19 protein-coding genes and 2 pseudogenes are annotated in these 19,355 nt (G+C 65.9%); 17 read left to right on the top strand and 4 right to left on the bottom strand.

Going from position 1 to position 19,355, the window contains the following annotated elements; genetic code table 11:
* Positions 1-3 precede the first annotated feature (3 nt).
* Positions 4-489, bottom strand: coding sequence for a PTS glucose transporter subunit IIA (locus QFZ69_RS02185; protein ID WP_306915334.1), 486 nt, complete (start codon positions 487-489; stop codon positions 4-6).
* On the bottom strand, positions 486-914 hold the full coding sequence (locus QFZ69_RS02180; protein ID WP_306919570.1) for a glucose PTS transporter subunit EIIB: 429 nt from the start codon (positions 912-914) through the stop codon (positions 486-488). Before QFZ69_RS02180 ends, QFZ69_RS02185 begins: the two co-directional genes overlap by 4 nt.
* Between QFZ69_RS02180 and QFZ69_RS02175 the strand changes: the two are divergent.
* From QFZ69_RS02175 to QFZ69_RS02145, 7 genes and pseudogenes are all read left to right on the top strand, one after another.
* Positions 913-2,188 (top strand): annotated as a pseudogene (locus QFZ69_RS02175) (PTS transporter subunit EIIC). The gene QFZ69_RS02180 and the pseudogene QFZ69_RS02175 overlap by 2 nt on opposite strands.
* Positions 2,178-3,458 carry an N-acetylglucosamine-6-phosphate deacetylase gene (locus QFZ69_RS02170; RefSeq protein WP_306915331.1) on the top strand — a complete coding sequence of 427 codons (1,281 nt, stop codon included), beginning with the start codon at positions 2,178-2,180 and terminating at the stop codon, positions 3,456-3,458. The pseudogene QFZ69_RS02175 and the gene QFZ69_RS02170 overlap by 11 nt, the downstream one beginning before the upstream one ends.
* Positions 3,439-4,233, top strand: coding sequence for a glucosamine-6-phosphate deaminase (nagB, locus tag QFZ69_RS02165; protein WP_306915329.1), 795 nt, complete (start codon positions 3,439-3,441; stop codon positions 4,231-4,233). The genes QFZ69_RS02170 and nagB overlap by 20 nt, the downstream gene beginning before the upstream one ends.
* 132 nt (positions 4,234-4,365) lie before the next feature.
* Positions 4,366-5,109: a copper homeostasis protein CutC gene (locus QFZ69_RS02160; protein WP_306915328.1), complete on the top strand. Its 744-nt coding sequence runs from the start codon at positions 4,366-4,368 to the stop codon at positions 5,107-5,109.
* 56 nt (positions 5,110-5,165) lie between these two features.
* A complete protein-coding gene (locus tag QFZ69_RS02155) occupies positions 5,166-5,375 on the top strand; it encodes a hypothetical protein (protein ID WP_306915326.1) in 210 nt (69 codons plus the stop codon).
* Entirely contained in the window at positions 5,365-6,408 is a 1,044-nt protein-coding gene (locus QFZ69_RS02150) for a LacI family DNA-binding transcriptional regulator (RefSeq protein ID WP_306915324.1), read from the top strand. The genes QFZ69_RS02155 and QFZ69_RS02150 overlap by 11 nt, the downstream gene beginning before the upstream one ends.
* A gap of 68 nt (positions 6,409-6,476) precedes the next feature.
* On the top strand, positions 6,477-6,716 hold the full coding sequence (locus QFZ69_RS02145) for a PfkB family carbohydrate kinase (protein ID WP_373461775.1): 240 nt from the start codon (positions 6,477-6,479) through the stop codon (positions 6,714-6,716).
* On the opposite strand, the gene QFZ69_RS02140 is transcribed toward QFZ69_RS02145, so the two are convergent.
* Positions 6,713-7,723: an ABC transporter substrate-binding protein gene (locus QFZ69_RS02140; protein ID WP_306919569.1), complete on the bottom strand. Its 1,011-nt coding sequence runs from the start codon at positions 7,721-7,723 to the stop codon at positions 6,713-6,715. The genes QFZ69_RS02145 and QFZ69_RS02140 overlap by 4 nt on opposite strands.
* 166 nt (positions 7,724-7,889) lie before the next feature.
* Here QFZ69_RS02140 and QFZ69_RS02135 point away from each other — a divergent pair, with 166 nt between their 5' ends.
* From QFZ69_RS02135 to QFZ69_RS02110, 6 genes and pseudogenes are all read left to right on the top strand, one after another.
* Positions 7,890-9,005 (top strand): iron chelate uptake ABC transporter family permease subunit, encoded by a 1,116-nt coding sequence (locus tag QFZ69_RS02135; protein WP_306919568.1) that lies wholly within the window; start codon positions 7,890-7,892, stop codon positions 9,003-9,005.
* Positions 9,002-10,094 (top strand): annotated as a pseudogene (fepG, locus tag QFZ69_RS02130) (iron-enterobactin ABC transporter permease). Before QFZ69_RS02135 ends, fepG begins: the two are co-directional and overlap by 4 nt.
* Entirely contained in the window at positions 10,091-10,906 is an 816-nt protein-coding gene (locus QFZ69_RS02125) for an ABC transporter ATP-binding protein (RefSeq protein ID WP_306915319.1), read from the top strand. Before fepG ends, QFZ69_RS02125 begins: the two are co-directional and overlap by 4 nt.
* A 196-nt stretch (positions 10,907-11,102) precedes the next feature.
* Entirely contained in the window at positions 11,103-11,693 is a 591-nt protein-coding gene (locus QFZ69_RS02120; RefSeq protein ID WP_306915317.1) for a ferritin, read from the top strand.
* Between the two features lie 134 nt (positions 11,694-11,827).
* On the top strand, positions 11,828-12,796 hold the full coding sequence (locus QFZ69_RS02115; protein WP_306915315.1) for a GNAT family N-acetyltransferase: 969 nt from the start codon (positions 11,828-11,830) through the stop codon (positions 12,794-12,796).
* A 356-nt stretch (positions 12,797-13,152) separates the two neighbouring features.
* Positions 13,153-13,626: an SRPBCC family protein gene (locus QFZ69_RS02110; protein WP_306915313.1), complete on the top strand. Its 474-nt coding sequence runs from the start codon at positions 13,153-13,155 to the stop codon at positions 13,624-13,626.
* A gap of 45 nt (positions 13,627-13,671) precedes the next feature.
* On the opposite strand, the gene QFZ69_RS02105 is transcribed toward QFZ69_RS02110, so the two are convergent.
* Complete coding sequence (locus QFZ69_RS02105; RefSeq protein WP_306915311.1) at positions 13,672-14,352, bottom strand: GntR family transcriptional regulator; 681 nt, start codon at positions 14,350-14,352, stop codon at positions 13,672-13,674.
* Between the two features lie 146 nt (positions 14,353-14,498).
* On the opposite strand from QFZ69_RS02105, the gene QFZ69_RS02100 reads away from it, so the two are divergent.
* The 4 genes from QFZ69_RS02100 to QFZ69_RS02085 all read left to right on the top strand — a co-directional run bounded on the left by QFZ69_RS02100 (position 14,499) and on the right by QFZ69_RS02085 (position 19,337).
* Positions 14,499-15,509: a 1-aminocyclopropane-1-carboxylate deaminase gene (locus QFZ69_RS02100; RefSeq protein WP_306915309.1), complete on the top strand. Its 1,011-nt coding sequence runs from the start codon at positions 14,499-14,501 to the stop codon at positions 15,507-15,509.
* 172 nt (positions 15,510-15,681) lie between these two features.
* Positions 15,682-16,299: a TetR/AcrR family transcriptional regulator gene (locus tag QFZ69_RS02095; protein WP_306915308.1), complete on the top strand. Its 618-nt coding sequence runs from the start codon at positions 15,682-15,684 to the stop codon at positions 16,297-16,299.
* A 111-nt stretch (positions 16,300-16,410) separates the two neighbouring features.
* Positions 16,411-17,658, top strand: a complete 1,248-nt coding sequence (locus QFZ69_RS02090; RefSeq protein ID WP_306915307.1) for an MFS transporter — start codon at positions 16,411-16,413, stop codon at positions 17,656-17,658.
* A 38-nt stretch (positions 17,659-17,696) separates the two neighbouring features.
* A complete protein-coding gene (locus QFZ69_RS02085; RefSeq protein ID WP_306915305.1) occupies positions 17,697-19,337 on the top strand; it encodes an amidohydrolase in 1,641 nt (546 codons plus the stop codon).
* Positions 19,338-19,355 lie beyond the last annotated feature (18 nt).

Below are 19,355 nucleotides of genomic sequence, written 5' to 3'. Positions count from 1 at the left end.
CCCCTATTTTCCGGGAAAGTTGAACAAGTGCCCGCCCGCTTCCACGCGGCCCCCGGCCGCCGGGGAGTCCACGGCCTCCGGTTTGGTGTCCAGCACCACCACCGGGCTGCACATGCTGAGGTTTTTGGAGCGGACCAGTGTGACGTCCACGCTGATCATGGGGTCACCCGCGCGGACCTCGTCGCCCTTTTGCGCGATCACGGTGAAGCCCTCGCCCTTCAGCCCCACGGTGTCAATTCCGACGTGGACCAGCACCGCGGGCCCGGAGGCGTGCTGGACGATGTAGGCGTGCGGCATGACCTTGATGACGCGGCCGTCCAGGGGAGCGACGGCGGTGAGCACGCCGGCTTCGTCGTCGGGGATGACGGCGGCCCCTCCGCCGACGAGCCCCTTGGCGAACACCGGGTCCGGCACTTCATTCAGGGGAATGAGCCGCCCGGGCAGGGGTGAGGCGACGCTGATGGCCCCGGCCAGTGCTGCCGTGCTCACATCAGGTCCTGGATGTCCTCGGCCAGGCTCTCGGCTTCGGGTCCGACGACCACCTGCACGACGGTGCCGGTCATCATCACGCCGTGCGCGCCGGCGGCCTTGAGCGCGGCCTCGTCCACCCGCCCGGCGTCGATCACTTCGGTGCGCAGCCGCGTGATGCACCCCTCGATCTCTTCCACATTGTCGGCGCCGCCAAGGGCGGCGAGGATGATTTCTGCTTTGGACATGTCCACTCCTCTTGTTGTTTTCCTGGTGGCCACGGCCGGGTCCTTTTTTAGGCTTTTTGTCCGCCCTGAGGTTGACAACCGGACCTGCCGCACTTCACAGTGATGGGTATCACTGGTTATAACCACTTGGAAATGACTGTACTGAATCCGGCCCCGACGCACAAGCACCAAGCCCTTCTTTGAATCGAGGAACCCCATGTCCACGGAAAACCCGCCCCCTTCTGCCGGGGCCGACCCGGCGGCTGCCCCAGCCCCCGGAAAAGCCAAGGGCAGCGGCAAAGCCCTGCAGAACCTGCAGCGCTTCGGCCGCAGCCTCATGCTCCCGATTGCCGCCCTTCCGGCCGCCGCGCTTCTTCTCCGCCTGGGCCAGGACGACCTGCTGGGCAGGTTCGAATCCCTGCGCACCGTTGCGCAGGTCATCGGCGCAGCCGGTGGCGCCCTGTTCGAAAACCTGCCGCTGCTCTTCGCCGTCGGAATTTCCTTCGGCTTCGCCAAAAAGGGTGACGGCTCCACTGCCCTGGCCGCCGTCGTCGGCTATCTGGTCCTGACCAACGTCTTCAAAGTCATGGCACCCCTGGTGCTGGGCCCGGCTCCTGAGGGCGGGGAAGATCCGGTCATCAATTACGGCGTGCTGGCTGGTATCGTCATGGGCCTGACAACAGCCTGGCTGTGGCAGCGGTTCCACCGCACCACCCTGCCGGACTGGCTGGGGTTCTTCGCCGGCCGCCGTTTGGTGCCCATCCTGACCTCGTTCGCCGCCATCGTCATCGGTGTGGTCATGGCCCTGATCTACCCCTTGTTCAACACGGGGCTGACGGCAGTGGGCAACACTGTCGCGGACAACGCCGTGGTAGGGCAGCGGCATCTACGGCGTCCTCAACCGATTGCTCATCCCGGTGGGACTGCACCACATCCTGAACTCCATTGTCTGGTTCATCATCGGTGACTACGACGGGGCCCACGGCGACTTGAACCGGTTCTTCGCCGGGGACCCCACCGCCGGAGTCTTCATGACCGGGTTCTTCCCCATCATGATGTTCGCCCTGCCCGCGGCCGCCCTCGCCATCTGGCACGAAGCCAAGCCTTCCCAGAAGAAGATCGTCGGCGGCGTCATGCTCTCCACCGGCCTCACCGCCTTCCTCACCGGCATCACCGAACCGCTGGAATTCTCCTTCATGTTCGTCGCCTGGCCGCTCTACCTCGTCCACGCCGTCCTGACCGGAACGTCCATGATGCTGGTCAATGCCCTGGGTATCCACCACGGGTTCGGTTTCTCTGCCGGCGCCATTGATTACGTCCTCAACTTCGGCATCGCCCAAAATCCGCTCTGGCTGATCCCCATCGGGCTCGGCTACGCCGCCGTCTACTACGTGATCTTCCGCTTCGTCATCCGGCGCTGGAACCTGCGCACCATGGGACGCGAAGATGAAACCGACGAGAACGAGTCAATGGCCAAAGCCGATGCGAGCTGACCTGACACTGCCACTGAACGCCGACGGCGGGCTGGGGCTGCGGGGCCGCCTCGTCACCGGCCGCCCCGGCGAAGAAACGATCGACGACGGCACCGTGGTGGTGGCCGGGGCCGCCATCCTGTGGTGCGGCCCCACGGCAGACCTTCCATCCGGCATCGACGTCGAAATCGAGCAGGTGCCGCTCATCCTGCCCGGACTCGTGGACGTGCACTGCCACGGCGCCGTGGGACACACGTTCTCCGCGGATGCGGAGGGTGCACGCCTGGCCGCGGCCCATCACGCCGCCCAGGGAACGACGTCGGTGCTCGCCTCACTCGTCTCGGCGCCCTCACCCGTGCTGCTGGAACAGATCGCGGTCCTGCGGGGGCTGGTGCAGGACGGCACCCTGGCAGGCCTGCACCTGGAGGGTCCGTTCATCGCCAAGAGCATGTGCGGAGCCCAGGACCCGGCGGCCATCATCGACGGCGACCCGGCGCTCCTGACCCGGTGGCTCGAGGCGGGACAGGGCACAGTGCGTTCGATCACCCTCGCCCCCGAAACCGCGCACTTTGCCGAACTGGTGCAGCTTTGCCGGGAGTATGGCGTGGTCCCGTCCCTCGGTCACACCAACGCCACGGCGGCCAGGACGAGGGAAGCACTCGCGAGTTCGCCGGACAGCGGTCCGGGCAACGCCGGTCCGGGCGATGCGGGTCCATGGTCGGCTACGCACCTGTTCAACCGGATGCCCCCGCTGGGCCACCGGGCGCCCGGGCCCATCGCGGTCCTGCTGCAGGCGGCCCGGCAGTCTCCGGAAAAGATGGTGGTGGAGCTGGTTGCCGACGGCATACATCTGGACCCGGAGATCGTCCGCATGGTCTTCGACCTGGTGGGCCGGCGGTCGATTGCACTGGTCACGGATGCGATGGCGGCGGCGGGAATGCCGGACGGCCCGTACACCCTGGGCCGCCTGGACGTGCTGGTTCAGGACCGCGTTGCCCGGCTGGCCCCAGCGGTGGACGGAGGGCAGCCTGGGGCGATCGCCGGCGCGACGAGCCGGCTGCTGGAAAACGTGCGCCGCTGCGTTGAGTGGGGCATCCCCCTCGACGACGCCGTCATGGCTGCTTCCACCACCCCGGCCCGGCTGATGGACCTCGACCAAGTTGGCTCCATCACGGAAGGGCGCAGGGCGGACCTGCTGGTCACCACCGAAGAACTTGAACTGTTGCAGGTCTACCGCGCCGGCACACCGCTAACGCAGGAAAGGAATACGCGTGCAGATTATTCTGTGTGAGTCCGTTGAGGATGTAGGGGTCCGGGCCGCGGACATCATCGAAGCCCGGGTCCGGCAGGGACCGGCGGTACTGGGACTGGCCACCGGTGGTTCACCGAAATCCACCTATCAGGAACTCATCCGGCGGCACCGCGAAGAACAGCTCAGCTTCGACCAGGTCACCGCCTTCACCCTGGACGAGTACGCCGGGCTGCCCCCGGAGCACGAACAGTCCTACTACTCCACCATCCGGCGGGAATTCACCGATCATGTCGACCTGCCCCTGGGTCAGCTCGTCACTCCGCAAGGGGACGCCCCGGACCTGATCGCCGAGGCTGAGCGCTACGACGCTGCCATCGTGGCGGCGGGCGGCGTGGACGTCCAGATCCTGGGCATCGGGGCCAACGGCCACATCGGCTTCAACGAACCCACGTCCTCCCTGGCCTCCCGTACCAGGGTGAAGACGCTGGCCGGAGCCACCCGCGCGGACAACGCCCGGTACTTCCCGGAGGGTGATGTTCCGCGGCTATGCCTGACCCAGGGCCTTGGAACCATCCGCGAAGCGAAGCTGGCCGTACTCGTGGCCATGGGAGAGAACAAGGCTGCCGCCGTTCAGGCCATGGTGGAAGGACCGGTCAGCGCCCACTGCCCCGCCTCAGTGCTGCAGTTGCACCGTCGGGCAGTGATCATCCTCGACCCCCTGGCCGCTTCCCAGCTGTCAATGCAGGAGTACTACCGCGAAGCCCAGGAATTCAACGACCAACTGGACCACAGCCCCACAAGGCCCTGGCTCTGACATCGGCAAGGCCTTGGTGCCCTCCGGACAGGTTTAGACCGGAGGGCACCAGACGAGGGCGCCCCCGCTATGACCCCGCCCCACACGATTTGGCCACCATTGACCGGCCGTTCTCAAACGCCAGGAGTTACCGTGGAACTTGAAATTGCAGTGGTCAGCGCTGAGGGTGCCGGAATCGCCGCCGCTGAGGGTGCCGGCCGGATCGAATTATGCAGCAGCCTTGAACTCGGCGGGATCACGCCGTCGCAGGGCCTGATGGACGCAGCAGCGGAGCGTTCAGCCGGCCGGCTGGAGATCCATCCGCTGATCAGGTGCCGCCCTGGCGGATTCATCTACTCCGCCGCGGAACTGGACACCATGGGACGCGAGGCTCAACACCTGCTGATGCAAGGTGCACACGGGGTCGTATTTGGAGCCCTGACGCCTGGAGGTGAAGTGGATCTCACCGCCACCCGCCGTCTCGTTGAGTGCGTCCGGAACGCAAAACCCACGGCGCAACTTACGTTCCACCGGGCGGTCGATCAGATCCCGAAGGTGGAAGCAGCCCTCGACGTGCTGATAGGCCTCGGCTTCACCAGGGTTTTGAGCTCCGGCCAGGCTGCTTCGGCGGGAGCCGGCCAGGAAACCCTGGCACGCATGGCCCGGTTCTCTGCCGGCCGCCTTCAGATCATGGCCGGCGGTGGACTCAGGATTCCGGACATTCCCACCATGAAACGCTCCGGCCTGGACGCCGTGCACCTGTCCGCCAAGAAGACTGTGTCCACCCTCCGGCCCGGCGCAGTATTCATGGACCCTCGGAATGGAACTGATCCCACCGCCTATCACGTAACGGACGCCGAGATTGTCCGGGCTGCCCGCGCAGCGTGCGACTGGTAGCAGCGCGCCCAGCCTGCGGCCCTGCGCACATCTTCTTTCCACTCCGATGCCGCGGCATGTGCCGCTTCCACATCGAGGATCCGGTCCGCTTCAACACCTCACTCAAGGTCTCGATTGAACACGGAAAGCACGCGGACCACGCCGAACTGCCGCCGGTCGAGGAGAGGCTGCCGCGCCGCTGGCCCGAGCACGGGCTCTGGGACGAAGAAGCCGCACGTAGAATCAGCATCAACACCATGAGGACCTGGGAGACCAATGACCAATAAAGCAGTCGGTATCAAGGACGTGGCGGCAGCAGCCGGTGTTTCTGTCACGACCGTCTCCCACGTCCTCAATGAGGTGGCGTACGCCCGGGTGGGCACGGAGACCAGGGAACGGGTCCAGGAGGTGGCCCGCCGGCTGGGCTACGGACCGAACCGGCTGGCCCAGGCGCTGCGGACCCAACGCTCCGGCATGATCGGCTTCATCAGCGAGGAGATCGCCACCACGCCCCACGCGGGCCGGATCATTCTCGGCGCAGAGGAAACGGCCCGGGCCCACGGGTACAACATCATGATCATCAACGCGGCGAGCACGGGGACCCAGGACAGCCGGGAACACGACGTCGCAGCCCTGCTGGACCGGCAGGTGGACGGCGTTCTCTACGCCACGATGTACCACCGCAAAATCAAGGTCCCGGACAACCTCGCAGGGCTTCCGGCGGTCCTGGTCGACTCCGAGGACATCGGCAAGACCATCTGCTCGGTGATCCCGGACGAAGAGGGCGGGGCCCGGGCCGCGGTCCAGACCCTGATCGATGCCGGCCACACCAGGATCGGCATGATCAACAACACGGATGACGTCCCGGCCACCCATTCCCGGCTCCAGGCGTTCCAAAGCACCCTCGCCGACGCCGGCCTGGCGTTCCGTCCGGACTTCGTGCAGTCAGAGCACTCGGAAGTCCCCGGCGGCTACGAAGCCGCGATGCGGCTGCTGTCCCCGGAGGACAGGCCGACGGCGGTTTTCTGCTACAACGACCGCATGGCCATGGGCGCCTACCGTGCCGCCGGAGAACTGGGACTCAAGATCCCTGACGATGTCTCGTTCGTGGGCTTCGACAACCAGCAACTGATCGCCGAAAACCTCCACCCCGGGCTCACCACCGTAGCCCTCCCCCACTACGAAATGGGCGCCTGGGCCACGCGGAACCTCATCGAAGCCATCGAGGGCAAAACAGACCTCGGCCTGTTTGCCGCCCACCCCACCATCATCGAGTGCCCTCTCGTGATCCGGGAGTCCGTCTCGGCTCCCAAGCGCTAGCACTGCCTACCTGATTCCGCTGCCGCCAGACGCCCTGGCGGTTTAGCTCCCTCCACCAAGGACCACAGATGCACCCCCACCCAACCACCGCATGCCCGGATCCGGACGTCATCGTCGTCGGAGAGGCACTCATCGACATCATCCAGACGGCCGACGGCTTCGAAGAATTCCCCGGCGGATCGGCGCTGAACGTCGCCTCCGGGCTGGCCCGGCTGGGCGTCCCCACTGCCCTTCTCACCGCTCCAGAACGCCGACGGCGCCCGCCACCTTGCGAAGTGGCGCGCGCCGTCGTTCTTGCTGTGGTCTAGTTGCCGACCAGCACGTCGCGCAGGTCCTTCAGGATCAGCTGGGCGCCGGTGGGGCCGAGGCCAAGGAACCACACGTCGTCGTTGACAGCCTTTGCGTTACCCGCCTTGACGGCGCTGAGCCGCGGCCAGACCGCGCCTTCGACCACCGAGGTCTCGCCGGTGGCGGCAGGGTCGCCGTAGCTGCTGTAGAAGATCCAGTCCGAATCGGCCTGTTCGATGTTCTCGGCCGAGACTTCCGCAGCCAACTCATCGATGTTCTGGTTTTCCGGGCGGCTCAGGCCCGCGTCCTTGAGAATGACGCCGATGAGCGATTTGTTGGCGTAGAGGCGGATCTTGCCGGGAAGGAACCTGACCAGGGAGATCTTTGGATCGCCGGTGAGGTCCTTCTTGAGCGCGTCTGCCTGGCCCTGGTAGTCGTTGAGGACCTTGACGGCCTTGCTTTCCTCACCAACGGAGTCGCCCACCAGGAGGAAATTCTCCTTCCAGGGGAAGCCCGGGCGAATGCTGAAGACAGTCGGGGCAATGGCAGAAAGCTGCGGGTAGAGCTTGTCCGCACGGAGCTGGCTGCCGAGGATCAGGTCCGGCTTGAGCGCGGCGATCGCTTCCAGGTTGAGGCTCTGGATAGTACCGACGGTGGCAGCATCCTTGACCTTGTCGGCCAGGTAGCTGGGGATGGAGTTCTTGCCGTCCGTGGTGGGGATGCCTACGGGGGTGATGCCGAGGGACAGCACGTCGTCCAGTTCACCGGTATCCAGGACCACCACGCGGCTGGGCTTCTTCTCCAGCTTTGTTTCGCCGTTTGCGTGCTTGATGACGCGGGGGAATTCGCCGGGAGCGGCGTCCGTGCCGAGCTTGGCTGTCTCCTGGTCGGCCGTGCTGAACTTGGAACCACCGGTGGCAACATCTGTACTGCCTGCCGGGGATCCGGCGCCAGCAGCACTACCGCAACCGGCGACCAGCCCGAGGACAAGGACGGAGCCGGCAAGCCGCGCCGCCAGGTGCCGCAGTCGGTTGGTCCGCCGCGGCTGAATTGTTGAATCGTCGTTTTTCACCAGGTAAGGCTAACCTAATTAAGGCCGGTTTCTTCAACTGGTGTGTCCGGATCACGGCTGCACCGATCGCCGCCTTCCCCCGTTGTCCCAGCCGTCCGGAGATCCCCTTGTGTCCCACCTGATGTCGCCCGCGTCCCGGTACGCGTCTGGAAACCGCGATGGTGGAGCCGACACAGCTGTCCGTGTCGTCTCCCCGGTGACGGACGGCCCTGCGAAGCAGGGTAGCCCCGGCGGTGTTCGCCGCAGGCTCCGCTGGCGGCTTATTTTCCTTCTCGGTGCCGTCGCGGTTTTGTTTGCCTCCGCACTCTTGAGTCTCGGCGTGGGCGCAAAGTTCATCGCGGCTGGAACCATCCTGGAGGCCTTCACAAACTTCCAGGACACTGCCGACCACGCCATCGTTCTCCAGAACCGGCTGCCCAGGACCCTGTTGGGGATTTGCGCTGGCATGGCACTGGGCGCGGCAGGAGCTTTGATCCAGGGAATCACGCGAAACCCTTTGGCCGATCCCGGCATCCTTGGGGTCAATGCCGGCGCATCCTTTGCCATTGTCATTGCCATCGGCGTCTTCGGTGTCACGACGCTGAGCGGCTACATTTGGTGCGCGTTCGCAGGTGCCATCCTGACGACCATCGCCGTGTACCTGATCGGCACCTCGGGCCGGAACGTGGTGAACCCTGTCCGCCTGACACTGGCAGGGGTCGCACTGGGAGCGGTGCTGACGGGGGTCGGCTCCGGGTTGACGCTCCTGAATCCGACGGCTTTCGACCACCTGCGCTCCTGGAGCGTCGGATCCTTGGACACCCGCAACATGGACACGGTCCTTGCTGTCGCGCCGTTCATGGCCGCAGGGCTGGTGGTGGCCCTGTTCGCGATGCACGGCATGAATGCCGTCGCTCTCGGCGAGGATTTGGCCACGGCACTGGGCAGCAGCGTCAACCGCACCCGGATCCTGGGCGTTGTGGCCATCACGCTGCTCAGCGGTTCGGCCACGGCCGCGGCCGGTGCCATCGGTTTTGTCGGCTTGATGGTCCCTCACGTGGCCCGGTGGATCGTCGGGCCGGATCAGCGGTGGATCCTCACGGCAACCCTCGTGCTCTCACCCATCCTGTTACTCATCGCCGACGTCGTGGGCAGGGTCGCCGTGCCGGGCGAACTCCAGGTCGGCGTCGTGACCGCATTCATCGGTGCCCCCGTGCTCATATGGCTGGCACGCCGCAGGAAAGTGAGCGGACTATGACGAGCACGGGCAAGGGGGCCCGCCCGCGCGTCGACTTCGGACGGCAGACCGTGCTCCTCCGCGGCCGGGGGGCACCCCAACAGCGGGCCAGGCATCAGCATGGTGCTGGATGTCCGCACACTCCTCGTCAGCATTCCCTTGATCATGGCAGGGCTCGCTGCTGGACTTCTTGCGTTGACCACCGGCGACTTCACGCTCAGCGTTCCCCAGGTGTTGCAAGCTTTCGCGGGCGACGCCGATGCCCTCACGCGGACCATCGTTCTGGACTGGAGGCTCCCGCGGGTGCTCTCCGCGCTGCTGTTCGGGGCGGCTTTGGGCATGAGCGGCGGCATCTTCCAATCGCTGACGCGCAACCCGCTGGGCAGCCCCGACATCATCGGCTTCAACACCGGCGCCTATACGGGGGCCCTCGTGGTGATCCTGGCCGTCGGCGGAAGCTACCTTCACATCGCCGCGGGTGCTCTCATCGGCGGAATCCTGACCGCCTTTGCCGTCTACCTGTTGGCCTTCCGCAGAGGCTCCCAGGGCTTCCGGCTGATCATTGTCGGCATCGGCGTCAGTGCCATGCTGGCGTCACTGAACCATTGGCTGATCCTCCGCGCCGAGCTCGAGGTCTCCATGGCGGCAGCCGTGTGGGGTGCGGGCTCGCTGAACGGCATCTCCTGGGAACAGGCCAGACCCGCGGCCGCCGTCGTGATCGGGGTGGCCGTGGCCGGGCTGGCCCTGTCACGCCGGATGCGGATGCTGGAGATGGGCGACGACGCCGCCCGCGCCATGGGCGTCCGGGCGGAGCCCACCCGGGTGCTGCTGATGGTCCTTGGCGTGGCGCTGACGGCTGCCGTCACCGCCGTCGCGGGCCCCATCGCCTTCGTGGCGCTGGCGGCACCCCAGCTTGCCCGTCGGGTCACCAGGAGTGCCGGGATCACGCTGCTGCCGTCGGCCCTGATGGGGGCGGTGCTGCTGTCAGCCAGCGACCTCGCCGCCCAGCGCCTGTTCGCTCCGATCCAGCTGCCGGTGGGCGTTGTCACCGTGTGCATCGGCGGGATCTACCTGGTCTGGCTGCTGGCCAGGGAAGCAAGGAAGTCATGATCGGCACCACCGCCACCACATCCCGGCTGTCCGCGGAAGCGCTGACCCTCGGCTACGACCAGCGGATCATTTCCGAGAACCTGAACGTCCGCATCCCCGACGGGTCCTTCACCGTGATCGTGGGGCCCAACGCCTGTGGCAAGTCCACCCTGCTGAGGGCGTTGGCCAGGCTGATCAGGCCACGCTCCGGGCAAGTGCTGCTGGACGGCAAGTCCGTGGCTAGCCTGCCCGCGAAGGAGCTGGCGCGCAGGCTGGGTTTGTTGCCGCAGTCCTCCATTGCCCCGGACGGCATCACGGTTGCCGATCTGGTTGCCCGTGGCCGCTACCCCCATCAGAAGCTGCTCCGCCAGTGGTCCACGCAGGACGAGTCCGCCGTCGCGGATGCCATGCAGGCCACCGGCATCACCCCCCTCTCGGGACGGCTGGTTGACGAGCTCTCCGGCGGCCAGCGCCAACGCGTCTGGGTGGCGATGGTCCTGGCGCAGCAGACTCCCCTGCTTCTCCTCGACGAGCCCACGACCTTCCTTGACATTGCGCACCAGATAGAGCTGCTGGAGCTGTGCCGGCACCTCAACCGGGACAAGGGCCACACCCTCGTTGCGGTCCTCCATGACCTGAACCACGCAAGCCGCTACGCCAACCACATCATCGCGATGAAGGATGGCGCGGTGGTAGCCGAGGGCGCGCCGTCCGAAGTGCTGACCGAGGCGCTGGTGGAGGAAGTTTTCGGCCTGCCCTGCCGAATCATCGAGGACCCGGTATCCGGCACACCCCTGGTGGTACCCCTGGGCCGGCCGCACCCAGTGGGCTGAGCGGGCCGCCACGCATATGGGCGAGCGACCCGCTGCTGGGAACGCTGCTGGGGACGGTAGCAGTAGGGTCTTGACCCGCAGACGGCGCTGGAGGATTCTCAATGCAGGCCCTGCCTCAGGCCGAGCAATCAAGGCCCCGTGACCGTGGCCCTGTGATCGTGGCACTCAGCCATGAACCCCAACTTCAGGAGTGTCCATGAGCCCCACAAGATTCAACGAACTGCTGGCCCGACAGGTAGGCAACGAATTCGCCGCCTCCCACCAGTACATCGCCGTCGCCGCATGGTTCGACCGGCAGGACCTTCCCCAGCTGGCGAAACACTTCTACCGCCAGTCACTGGAAGAACGAAACCACGCCATGATGATGGTCCGGTACATCCTGGACCGCGGGCTCCAGATCGCCATCCCCGGCATCGAGCCCGTCCGCAACGACTTCTCCAAGGTCGAAGAACCCCTGGCCCTGGCCCTCGCGCAGGAACAGGAAGTCACCGAGAACATTAAGGAACTCTTCGCCGCGGCCAGGGCGGAAAACGACGCCCTGGGCGAGCAGTTCATGCTTTGGTTCCTCAAGGAACAGGTCGAAGAGGTCGCCTCTATGACCACGCTCCTGAACATCGCCCGCCGCGCGGACAACCTCTTCGACATCGAAAATTTCCTCGCCCGCGAACGCGTCGGCGACCAAGGACGCCCCGGCGGAGGTCATGGCGGTCATGGTGGTCATCAGGGGCACCACGGCGGCGGAACACACGACTCCGGCACACCGGAGGCGGCCGGCGGCTCACTCTGATTCACAGCACGCCGGCCACCACCCGATCCGCGAGATTTCACGGGACTCTATCGCCGGGGGTGTCGGATCCGCTTCGCAAATGGGGTTGCGTCTGCAGCTTTTAATGCAAGAAGAAGTCGTGGAGGGAGAAACTCATGACCGCACCGGAAACCGCGCAAAAGAGCGTCGTGGGCCCGGTGTCGGTCCGCCCGCTGCGCGGGGCGGACCTCGATCGCGCTGACGAGATCCTCAGGGCAGCGTTCGGGACGTACCTCGGGGTCCCCGATCCGTTCGGGACCATCGACTATATCCGTACTCGATTTGCCGCCGATCCGCACGCCGCCTTCGCCGCGACGGTCGACGGCGAGCTCGTCGGATCGAACTTCGCCGTCAACTGGGGCAGCGTCGGGTACTTCGGACCGTTGACCGTGCGTCCGGACCTGTGGGACCACGGCGTCGGCAAAAGCCTGATGGAGCCGATCATGGGCTGCTTCGAGACCTGGGGGAATAGCCACCTCGGCCTGTTCACCTACTCGCACAGTCCTAAGCACCTCGAACTCTACCGCCGGTACGGCTTCTGGCCCCGATTCCTGACCGCCGTCATGCAGAAGCAGGTCGGGGCCCGTGGCGCAGTGCCCGACCGGGTCACGTATGCGGAGCTGTCCGCCGCCGAGCGGCCTGGCTATCTCAGTTCCTGTCGCGCCCTGACCGACGCCGTGTACGAGGGTCTGGACCTGGAACGCGAGATCGTGGCCGCGCACGCGCAGGGACTCGGCGACACCGTGCTGCTGCCGGGCGAATCAGGGCTCGACGGGCTGGCCGTGTGTCACTGCGGACCGGGATCGGAGGCCGGCACGGGGGTGTGCTTCGTCAAGTTCGGTGCCGTACGCCCCGGCCGGCAGGCCGGTGACAGATTCGAACGACTACTCGACGCCTGCGAGCAACTGGCCGCCGAGCGCGGACTTGGTCAGCTCGAAGCCGGGATGAACCTGGGCCGCCCGGATGCCTATCAGCGCATGGTCGCCCGCGGTTTCCGTACCGGTTTCCAGGGCGTCACCATGCACCGCCCCAACGAGCCCGGCTACAGCCACCCCGACGCCTACGTGATCGACGACTGGCGCTGACATCCCCGTCCCCTATCGTGCACCCACGTATACGTGCAGGCCTTGGTTCGCCGCCAACTGGGGTACCGCCTGCTGCTCGACATAAAGCGCATGCGGGCCTACCGTAGGCCTATGAGTGAGGTTCCAGAAGACGCCCGTCCTCTGCCTGATGATGAGGAGAGTACGAGCGGTTCGCTCGCCGATGCTTTCTCGCCCGTAGTGGACCCCGACTTCGTGCCGGATGCGGATCGGGCCACGCCTGAGGAGAGAAGAGCGCGGGAGCACCCCGAAGAAACGAGCAGCTGACCGCCGTGCCGGATCAGCCGAGGCGGTTGACGCTCTTGGTGGAGATGCCGGTGCGCGAGAAGGAGGAACAAATGGAAACCGTTGAAAAGACTATTGACGTCGCTGTTCCGGTACGTGCGGCCTACGACCAGTGGACACAGTTCGAATCCTTTCCCGAGATCATGTCCGGCGTCGAGTCGGTGACCCAGCTGACCGACACGACCAACCACTGGGTCACCAAAATCGGCGGCGTCCGGCGGGAATTCGACACAGAGATCGTGGAACAGAAGCCTGATGAGAGGATCGCCTGGCGCAGCGTCGACGGAAAGTCTCACGCCGGCGTCGTGACTTTCACCCCGCTGGACGCGAGCCACACCCAGGTCTCCGTCCGCTTCGAATGGGCTCCAGAAACTTTCACCGAGAAAGTCGGTTCGGCGTTGAACATCGATGATCTGAAGGTCCAGGCCGACCTGCGCAAGTTCAAGGACTTCATCGAGTCCCGCGGCACCGAAACCGGAGCCTGGCGCGGCGAAGTCGATGACAGCGGGCCCGCCGGACAGGTCTAGAACCGGCGCCGCCCCAGAAGCAATGCAGTGGGTTTCCACGGCGCCCTAACCCCCGCGGCGCTCACCGTCCTCGCGGCGTTCGGGCGTGTGGCTGAGAGTCATCCAGTTCTCACGGCACAATATCGCTGCACCCGCCGCATCTCCTGCCCGGGCCTTGGCGATGATCGCTTGGTGCTGGGCAACTGAGTCACGGGCTGCGAGGGAAGCGAACCGCAGTCGTTCTGAACGGCGGATCAGCGGGGTCGCCTGCTCCAAAACTTCCCCGATCATGGGGTTGCCGCTGGCGTGCACGAACACGTCGTGGAATACGTCGTCTGCTTTCAGCGCACTTTCGACGTCGAGACGGGTCAGTGCCCAGCCGAAGCTCTCGTTTGCCGCGACCATTGCCGCGACCTCCGCCCCGCTGATTTTGGGCACGGCGAGCCGGGCAGCGAGCTCGTGCATTGCGGCCGCGATCTGCTGGGCGTGGAGTATGGATCCTCCGTCGGTGGGCGACACGATCGTGGCCCGCCCGGGAAGGGCGATTACCAGGCCGGCGCGCTCGAGGCGCAGCAACGCCTCGCGGATGGGCGTCCTGCTGACACCGAGCCACTTTTCGAGCTCCGGGTCACGCAGGCGCTCACCCGGGGCGAAAGTGCCATCGACGATGGCGTCCCTGATCGAGCGGTACACGTCATCGCGTAGCAGCGAGCGGGTGTGGACTCCGCTGGAAGAGGGTGTGGGCATGGGCAGCTCTTTCGGTCCCGCCACGGCGTGGCCTGTGGCTCCATAGGCTTGCCAGCCTATCATTCGTGCAATATATTGCATACAACTTGTCAGCTCCAGAGCAGAGCCTTCGTTGAGGGCTTGCCACCGTCGATTGAAGGATCCGCATGGCCATCACTGATTTCGAGCGCTATCCACTGACGTTTGGGCCGAGCCCCATCCAGCACCTGCCGCGCCTCACCCAGCATCTCGGCGGCGCGCAGGTGTGGGCGAAGCGCGAGGACGTGAACAGCGGTCTTGCCTTCGGCGGCAACAAGACCCGTAAGCTCGAATACCTCATCCCGGATGCACTCGCCCGTGGCGCGGATACCCTGGTGTCCATCGGCGGCTACCAGTCCAACCACACGAGGCAAGTCGCGGCGGTCGCGGCGAAGCTCGGCCTCAAGGCCCGCCTCGTCCAGGAGAACTGGGTCAACTGGCCCGACCCGCTCAGCGACCGTGTCGGCAACATTCAGCTCTCCCGAATCATGGGCGCGAAGGTCACGCTTGACAGTGCGGGCTTTGACATCGGCATCCGTAGCAGTTGGCAAGAGGCCATTGACGAGGTCATCGCCGACGGCGGCACACCCTACGCGATCCCGGCCGGCGCATCCGATCATCCACTGGGGGGTCTCGGTTTCGCCAACTGGGCCTACGAAGTCGAACAGCAGGAACAAGAACTCGGCGTATTCTTCGACACGATCATTGTCTGTACCGTCACCGGATCCACCCAGGCCGGAATGATAGCCGGCTTCGCCGGGCAGGATCGGCGCCGCCGCGTGATCGGCATCGATGCCTCCGCAACTTTGCAGAAAACGCGTGACCAGGTCGAGAAGATCGCCCGTAACACCGCAGAACTAATCGGCCTTGGCCGCGACCTCCGTGACGAGGAAATCACGATCCTCGCGGACTGGGCGGGCGAGCTCTACGGGGTCCCCGTCGACTCCACCCTCGAAGCCATCCGACTCGGGGCGTCCTTGGAGGGGATGATCACTGACCCCGTATACGAAGGCAAATCCCTCGCCGGACTGATTGACCTGGTGAAGTCGCGCGAGATCCCGGCCACGAGCAATGTACTTTACGCCCACCTCGGTGGCCAGTTGGCGCTGAACGCCTACAGCGGTCTCTTCCGATTCTGAGACTGACCATGGCGGGGGCGCTGACGGATCCCGCAGATAATTGAACCAGGAGCGGGTGGACATCGATCCTGACGGCTGGTAACCCCGTGCCGGCACTTCGCGCTGCGGGATTCGAGGCGTCGTCGCCGCCGCCGCAGTAGATTCGAACCAGTCCTCACCCTAGGAGTCCCTGATGCCCCGCCCTCATTCGCCGCTGTTGTCGGTCGAGGCCATCGTCAATGCCGCATTGGCACTTGTCGATGAAACCGGCGACTTCAGTTTCCCCAAGGTGGCGCGCAAGATTGGGGTCAGCCAGTCAGCTTTGTACAACTACATCGACAATCGCGAGCACATCGTTGAACTGATGCGCGGGCGGCTGTTCGCTGATCAAGTCGTCCCTCCGGTCGAGGACCTCCCGTGGGACGAGGCCTTGCGAGTGCTGGTGCGGATCTACCGCGACGGATTCGCTGCACACCCGCGGCTGGTGCCCTTGCTGGTTACGCAGACTGTCCAGGACGTGGGCGTGGTGAGCCTGTATGAGAACATCGCCTTCACCCTGGAGCGCGCAGGCCTGGACCTGGCCCACATCGGACCGGCGATTGCCACGATCGACTATCTCGCCCTCGGCGCGGCCCTGGAGCTGACCGCCCCGGAGGTTGTCTGGTCCCCTCCTGCGGGTGAATTCCCTGCGCTGCACCGCGCGGTTGCACATTCCGGGTCCGTCAACGAACGCGCAGAGTCAGCTTTCGGCTTCGGCCTTGATGTGCTGGTCGCCGGGGTACGCGCGAAGGCCTTACACGAAATTTACTGAAAGCCTTTCACAAACCCCTTGCGCCGGAGCCTCGAGGGCCTCACAATAAATGAATGCCGTTCATTAGCCGTGACGGCGGTCATACTTAAACCCACCCCCGTGAGGAAGACCATGTCCAAAAAAGTTGTCGAGCCAGAGGGCTCGGGCCGTGTGCCGCTGACGGCGAGGCGCGCCGTCTCTGTTTTCGGAATCACTGTGGTGGGTTTCATGACCGCCAACCTGGTTCCGATCATGATTGTTGCGTTGACCGGCGAACTCGGTTTCTCCGTCACTGACGCCGGGGTCCTGATGACGGCTTCCCTGCTGGCCTGCGCTGCCTCCTGCCTCCTGACCTCCCGGTGGTCGGCACACGGGGGACGCTACGTCGTCGCCCGTCTCGGGCTGGTCCTGGCAGCCGCAGGTTTCGGCGCCGCCGCGTTCATCCCGTCAGTGCCCGTGGTCATCGCAGGCGTCGTGCTCGGCGGCCTGGGTGCGGGCGGGGCCGTCTCCGCCGGCGGCGCCGCTTTAAGTGCCTTGCGTAATCCTGACCGCGCCTCGGGTATCAACGGCTTCACTAACCGCGCGATCGTTTCGGTGGTGCTGTTCGCAATCCCGGCTCTGGGTGCCGGAATGGGCAGCGCGTTCGGCCTGCTTGCCGGTCTGGCCCTGGCCGCGCTACTGACCACTGGTTGGTTGCCGGACCGTCCCGCGCCTGCCGTGACGACTGCCTCAACTGCCCCTGTTCCGGGTGCGTCCGCCAAACCCTCCCGTACCCTGATGTCAGCCGGGGTGGGGCTGTTGGCCTGCTTCGCACTGTGGGCGTTGAGCGAGGACTCCTTGTGGGCCGTGGCTGCAACTATGGGCGCCGAGCAGGCCGGTCTCGACGAGGCCGGAATGGGCCTGGCGTTGAGCCTGTCCACCCTGGGCGGGCTGGTTGCGACAGCAGTTGTCAGCCTCTTTGGCCGGCGGCTGGGCCGTACTCTCCCCCTGGCGGTCGTTCTCGTGGCCGGTGGTTTACTCAAGGTCCTGGCCGGGGCGGTGACCGATCCGGGCTGGTACCTGGTGGTCATCATCGCCTGGAACACCCTCTACGCCGCTGCCTTCGTCTACATCATCGCTGTCGCAGCAGCCCTGGACGCCACCGGCCGGTGGTCAGCACCGCTTCTGGGCGTCTACCTCATCGGATCCGCCTTCGCCCCCGTCTTCGGCACTTTCCTCTCAGCCGGAATCGGCTACCCCGGAATGGGCATGGTCCTGGCCGGGATGACGTTCGCCCTGCTGATCCCGTTCCTCATAATCTCCCGTGTCTCCGTCCGTACCGAGACCGCAGCAGACACGGCCGCAAGGGATGCCGAGTTCATGCGGGCGGCGATCGTCTGATGCGCCCCGCCACCCTCCCCATGACCCGAAAGGTTCCCATGGCTGTCCGTACCCTCTATACCAATGCCACTGTCTTCACCGCCGACGGCACCGCAGCGGAGGCCTTCGTTGTCGAGGGCACCCGGTTTAGCTTCGTGGGAACCGCGTCCGACGCGCGCCGGGCCGCAGGACCGGACGCGGAAGTAGTCAACCTCGCGGCGGCTTTCGTCCTGCCCGGCTTCGTCGACGCCCACACTCACCTGCTGATGATGGGACAGGCCGTGCAAAAGGTCGCCCTGCGCGACGCGTCAGACCTGGCCGAGATCCAGCAGCGGTTGCGCGAAGCGGCAGCAGAGAATCCGCTGGCTCCCCGCATCCTGGGCACGGGCTGGTTGTACACCGCGCTGGGTGGCGCGGCGCCCGTCCGGCAGATGCTCGACGACGCCGTCCCCGACATCCCTGTCTACCTTGATGCCAACGACCTGCACTCGGTGTGGGTCAACAGCGCGGCCCTGGCCGAGCTATGCATCAACGACAGCACGCCGGATCCGATCGGCGGCCGGATCAGCCGCGACCCGGCGACCGGGAAGGCGGACGGAATGCTCTACGAAACCGCCGCTCAGCAAATCGTCTGGCCTGCCCTGGCCAGGGCAGCTACGGCCGCGGACCGTGACTCAAACCTCGAATCGGCCTTCGAACACTACCTCTCCACCGGCGTCACCAGCGCGGTGGACATGGCCGTCCAGGAGGACGATATCGAAGCCTTCCAACGCGCGCTGCAGCGGCACGAAGGCCTCCTGCCCCTGCGGGTGAAGGGACACTGGCTCGTCTCCCGGCGCGCAACCGGCCAGGAGAACCTTGCCCAGGTCGCCCGCGCGGCGGACCTGGCCGCGGAACTGTCAGGCCCGTGGCTGCAAATCTGCGGGATAAAGATCGTCATCGACGGCGTCATCGACAGCTGCACCGCCGCCATGAAGGAGCCGTACTCTGACGGCAGCCGCTGCGACCCCATCTGGGACCGGGAGTCGCTGATCCCGGTCGTTGCCGCCGCCGATGCCGCCGGACTGCAGATCGCCTTGCACGCCATCGGCGACGAAGCCTCGGACATCGCTCTGGACGCCCTCGAAGAAGCGCACCGCATCAACGGTCCAAGGGACCGCCGGCACCGCATCGAACACCTCGAAACCGTCACCGAGGCCAATATGGTGCGGCTTGCAGCCCTCGGCGTGGTGGCCTCTGTGCAGCCGGTCCACGCAGACCCCGCTATCCAGGACAATTGGCAGGCCATGCTGGGAGATGACCGCGTCGACCGGGCGTACCCCTGGACGGAGTTCCTCGCAGCCGGGGCAACCCTGGCCCTGAGCACCGATGCGCCCACGGCGCCGCACCAGCCGCTGCCCAACATGTACGTCGCCGCCACCCGGAAGTCGGCCCTGGACCCCTCGCTGCCTGCCAACCGGCCGGACTATGCCCTGAGCCTGGCTGACGCCCTGTGCCACGCAACACGGGACGCGGCGTATTCGTGTCGCGCCGAGGACCGGGAAGGCCGGATCGTCGCCGGCAACCTCGCCGACTTCACGGTCCTGGAAACCGACCCCCTCCGCGCCGATCCGGAGCAGCTCCTGTCCAACCGGACCTGCCTGACAGTGGTGGGCGGACGCGTCGCCTTCGACGCCGCCGTGACGGCGGCTGCGCCATGACAACGGCTGCCCACGCCT

The organism is Arthrobacter sp. V1I7 (assembly GCF_030817015.1).
GTDB lineage: Bacteria > Actinomycetota > Actinomycetes > Actinomycetales > Micrococcaceae > Arthrobacter.
This window is presented reverse-complemented; position numbering and strand designations above follow the sequence as displayed.

Excerpts from the sequence above, each read along its gene's own strand:
- QFZ69_RS02170 (WP_306915331.1), top strand. The coding sequence starts at position 2,178 with ATGCGAGCTGACCTGACACTGCCACTGAACGCCGACGGCGGGCTGGGG.
- QFZ69_RS02095 (WP_306915308.1), top strand. The coding sequence starts at position 15,682 with ATGCCCCGCCCTCATTCGCCGCTGTTGTCGGTCGAGGCCATCGTCAAT.
- QFZ69_RS02135 (WP_306919568.1), top strand. The coding sequence starts at position 7,890 with ATGTCGCCCGCGTCCCGGTACGCGTCTGGAAACCGCGATGGTGGAGCC.
- QFZ69_RS02155 (WP_306915326.1), top strand. The coding sequence starts at position 5,166 with ATGTGCCGCTTCCACATCGAGGATCCGGTCCGCTTCAACACCTCACTC.
- QFZ69_RS02110 (WP_306915313.1), top strand. The coding sequence starts at position 13,153 with ATGGAAACCGTTGAAAAGACTATTGACGTCGCTGTTCCGGTACGTGCG.
- QFZ69_RS02100 (WP_306915309.1), top strand. The coding sequence starts at position 14,499 with ATGGCCATCACTGATTTCGAGCGCTATCCACTGACGTTTGGGCCGAGC.
- QFZ69_RS02120 (WP_306915317.1), top strand. The coding sequence starts at position 11,103 with ATGAGCCCCACAAGATTCAACGAACTGCTGGCCCGACAGGTAGGCAAC.
- QFZ69_RS02085 (WP_306915305.1), top strand. The coding sequence starts at position 17,697 with ATGGCTGTCCGTACCCTCTATACCAATGCCACTGTCTTCACCGCCGAC.
- QFZ69_RS02115 (WP_306915315.1), top strand. The coding sequence starts at position 11,828 with ATGACCGCACCGGAAACCGCGCAAAAGAGCGTCGTGGGCCCGGTGTCG.
- QFZ69_RS02105 (WP_306915311.1), bottom strand. The coding sequence starts at position 14,352 with ATGCCCACACCCTCTTCCAGCGGAGTCCACACCCGCTCGCTGCTACGC.
- QFZ69_RS02125 (WP_306915319.1), top strand. The coding sequence starts at position 10,091 with ATGATCGGCACCACCGCCACCACATCCCGGCTGTCCGCGGAAGCGCTG.
- QFZ69_RS02145 (WP_373461775.1), top strand. The coding sequence starts at position 6,477 with ATGCACCCCCACCCAACCACCGCATGCCCGGATCCGGACGTCATCGTC.
- QFZ69_RS02150 (WP_306915324.1), top strand. The coding sequence starts at position 5,365 with ATGACCAATAAAGCAGTCGGTATCAAGGACGTGGCGGCAGCAGCCGGT.
- QFZ69_RS02090 (WP_306915307.1), top strand. The coding sequence starts at position 16,411 with ATGTCCAAAAAAGTTGTCGAGCCAGAGGGCTCGGGCCGTGTGCCGCTG.
- QFZ69_RS02180 (WP_306919570.1), bottom strand. The coding sequence starts at position 914 with ATGGGGTTCCTCGATTCAAAGAAGGGCTTGGTGCTTGTGCGTCGGGGC.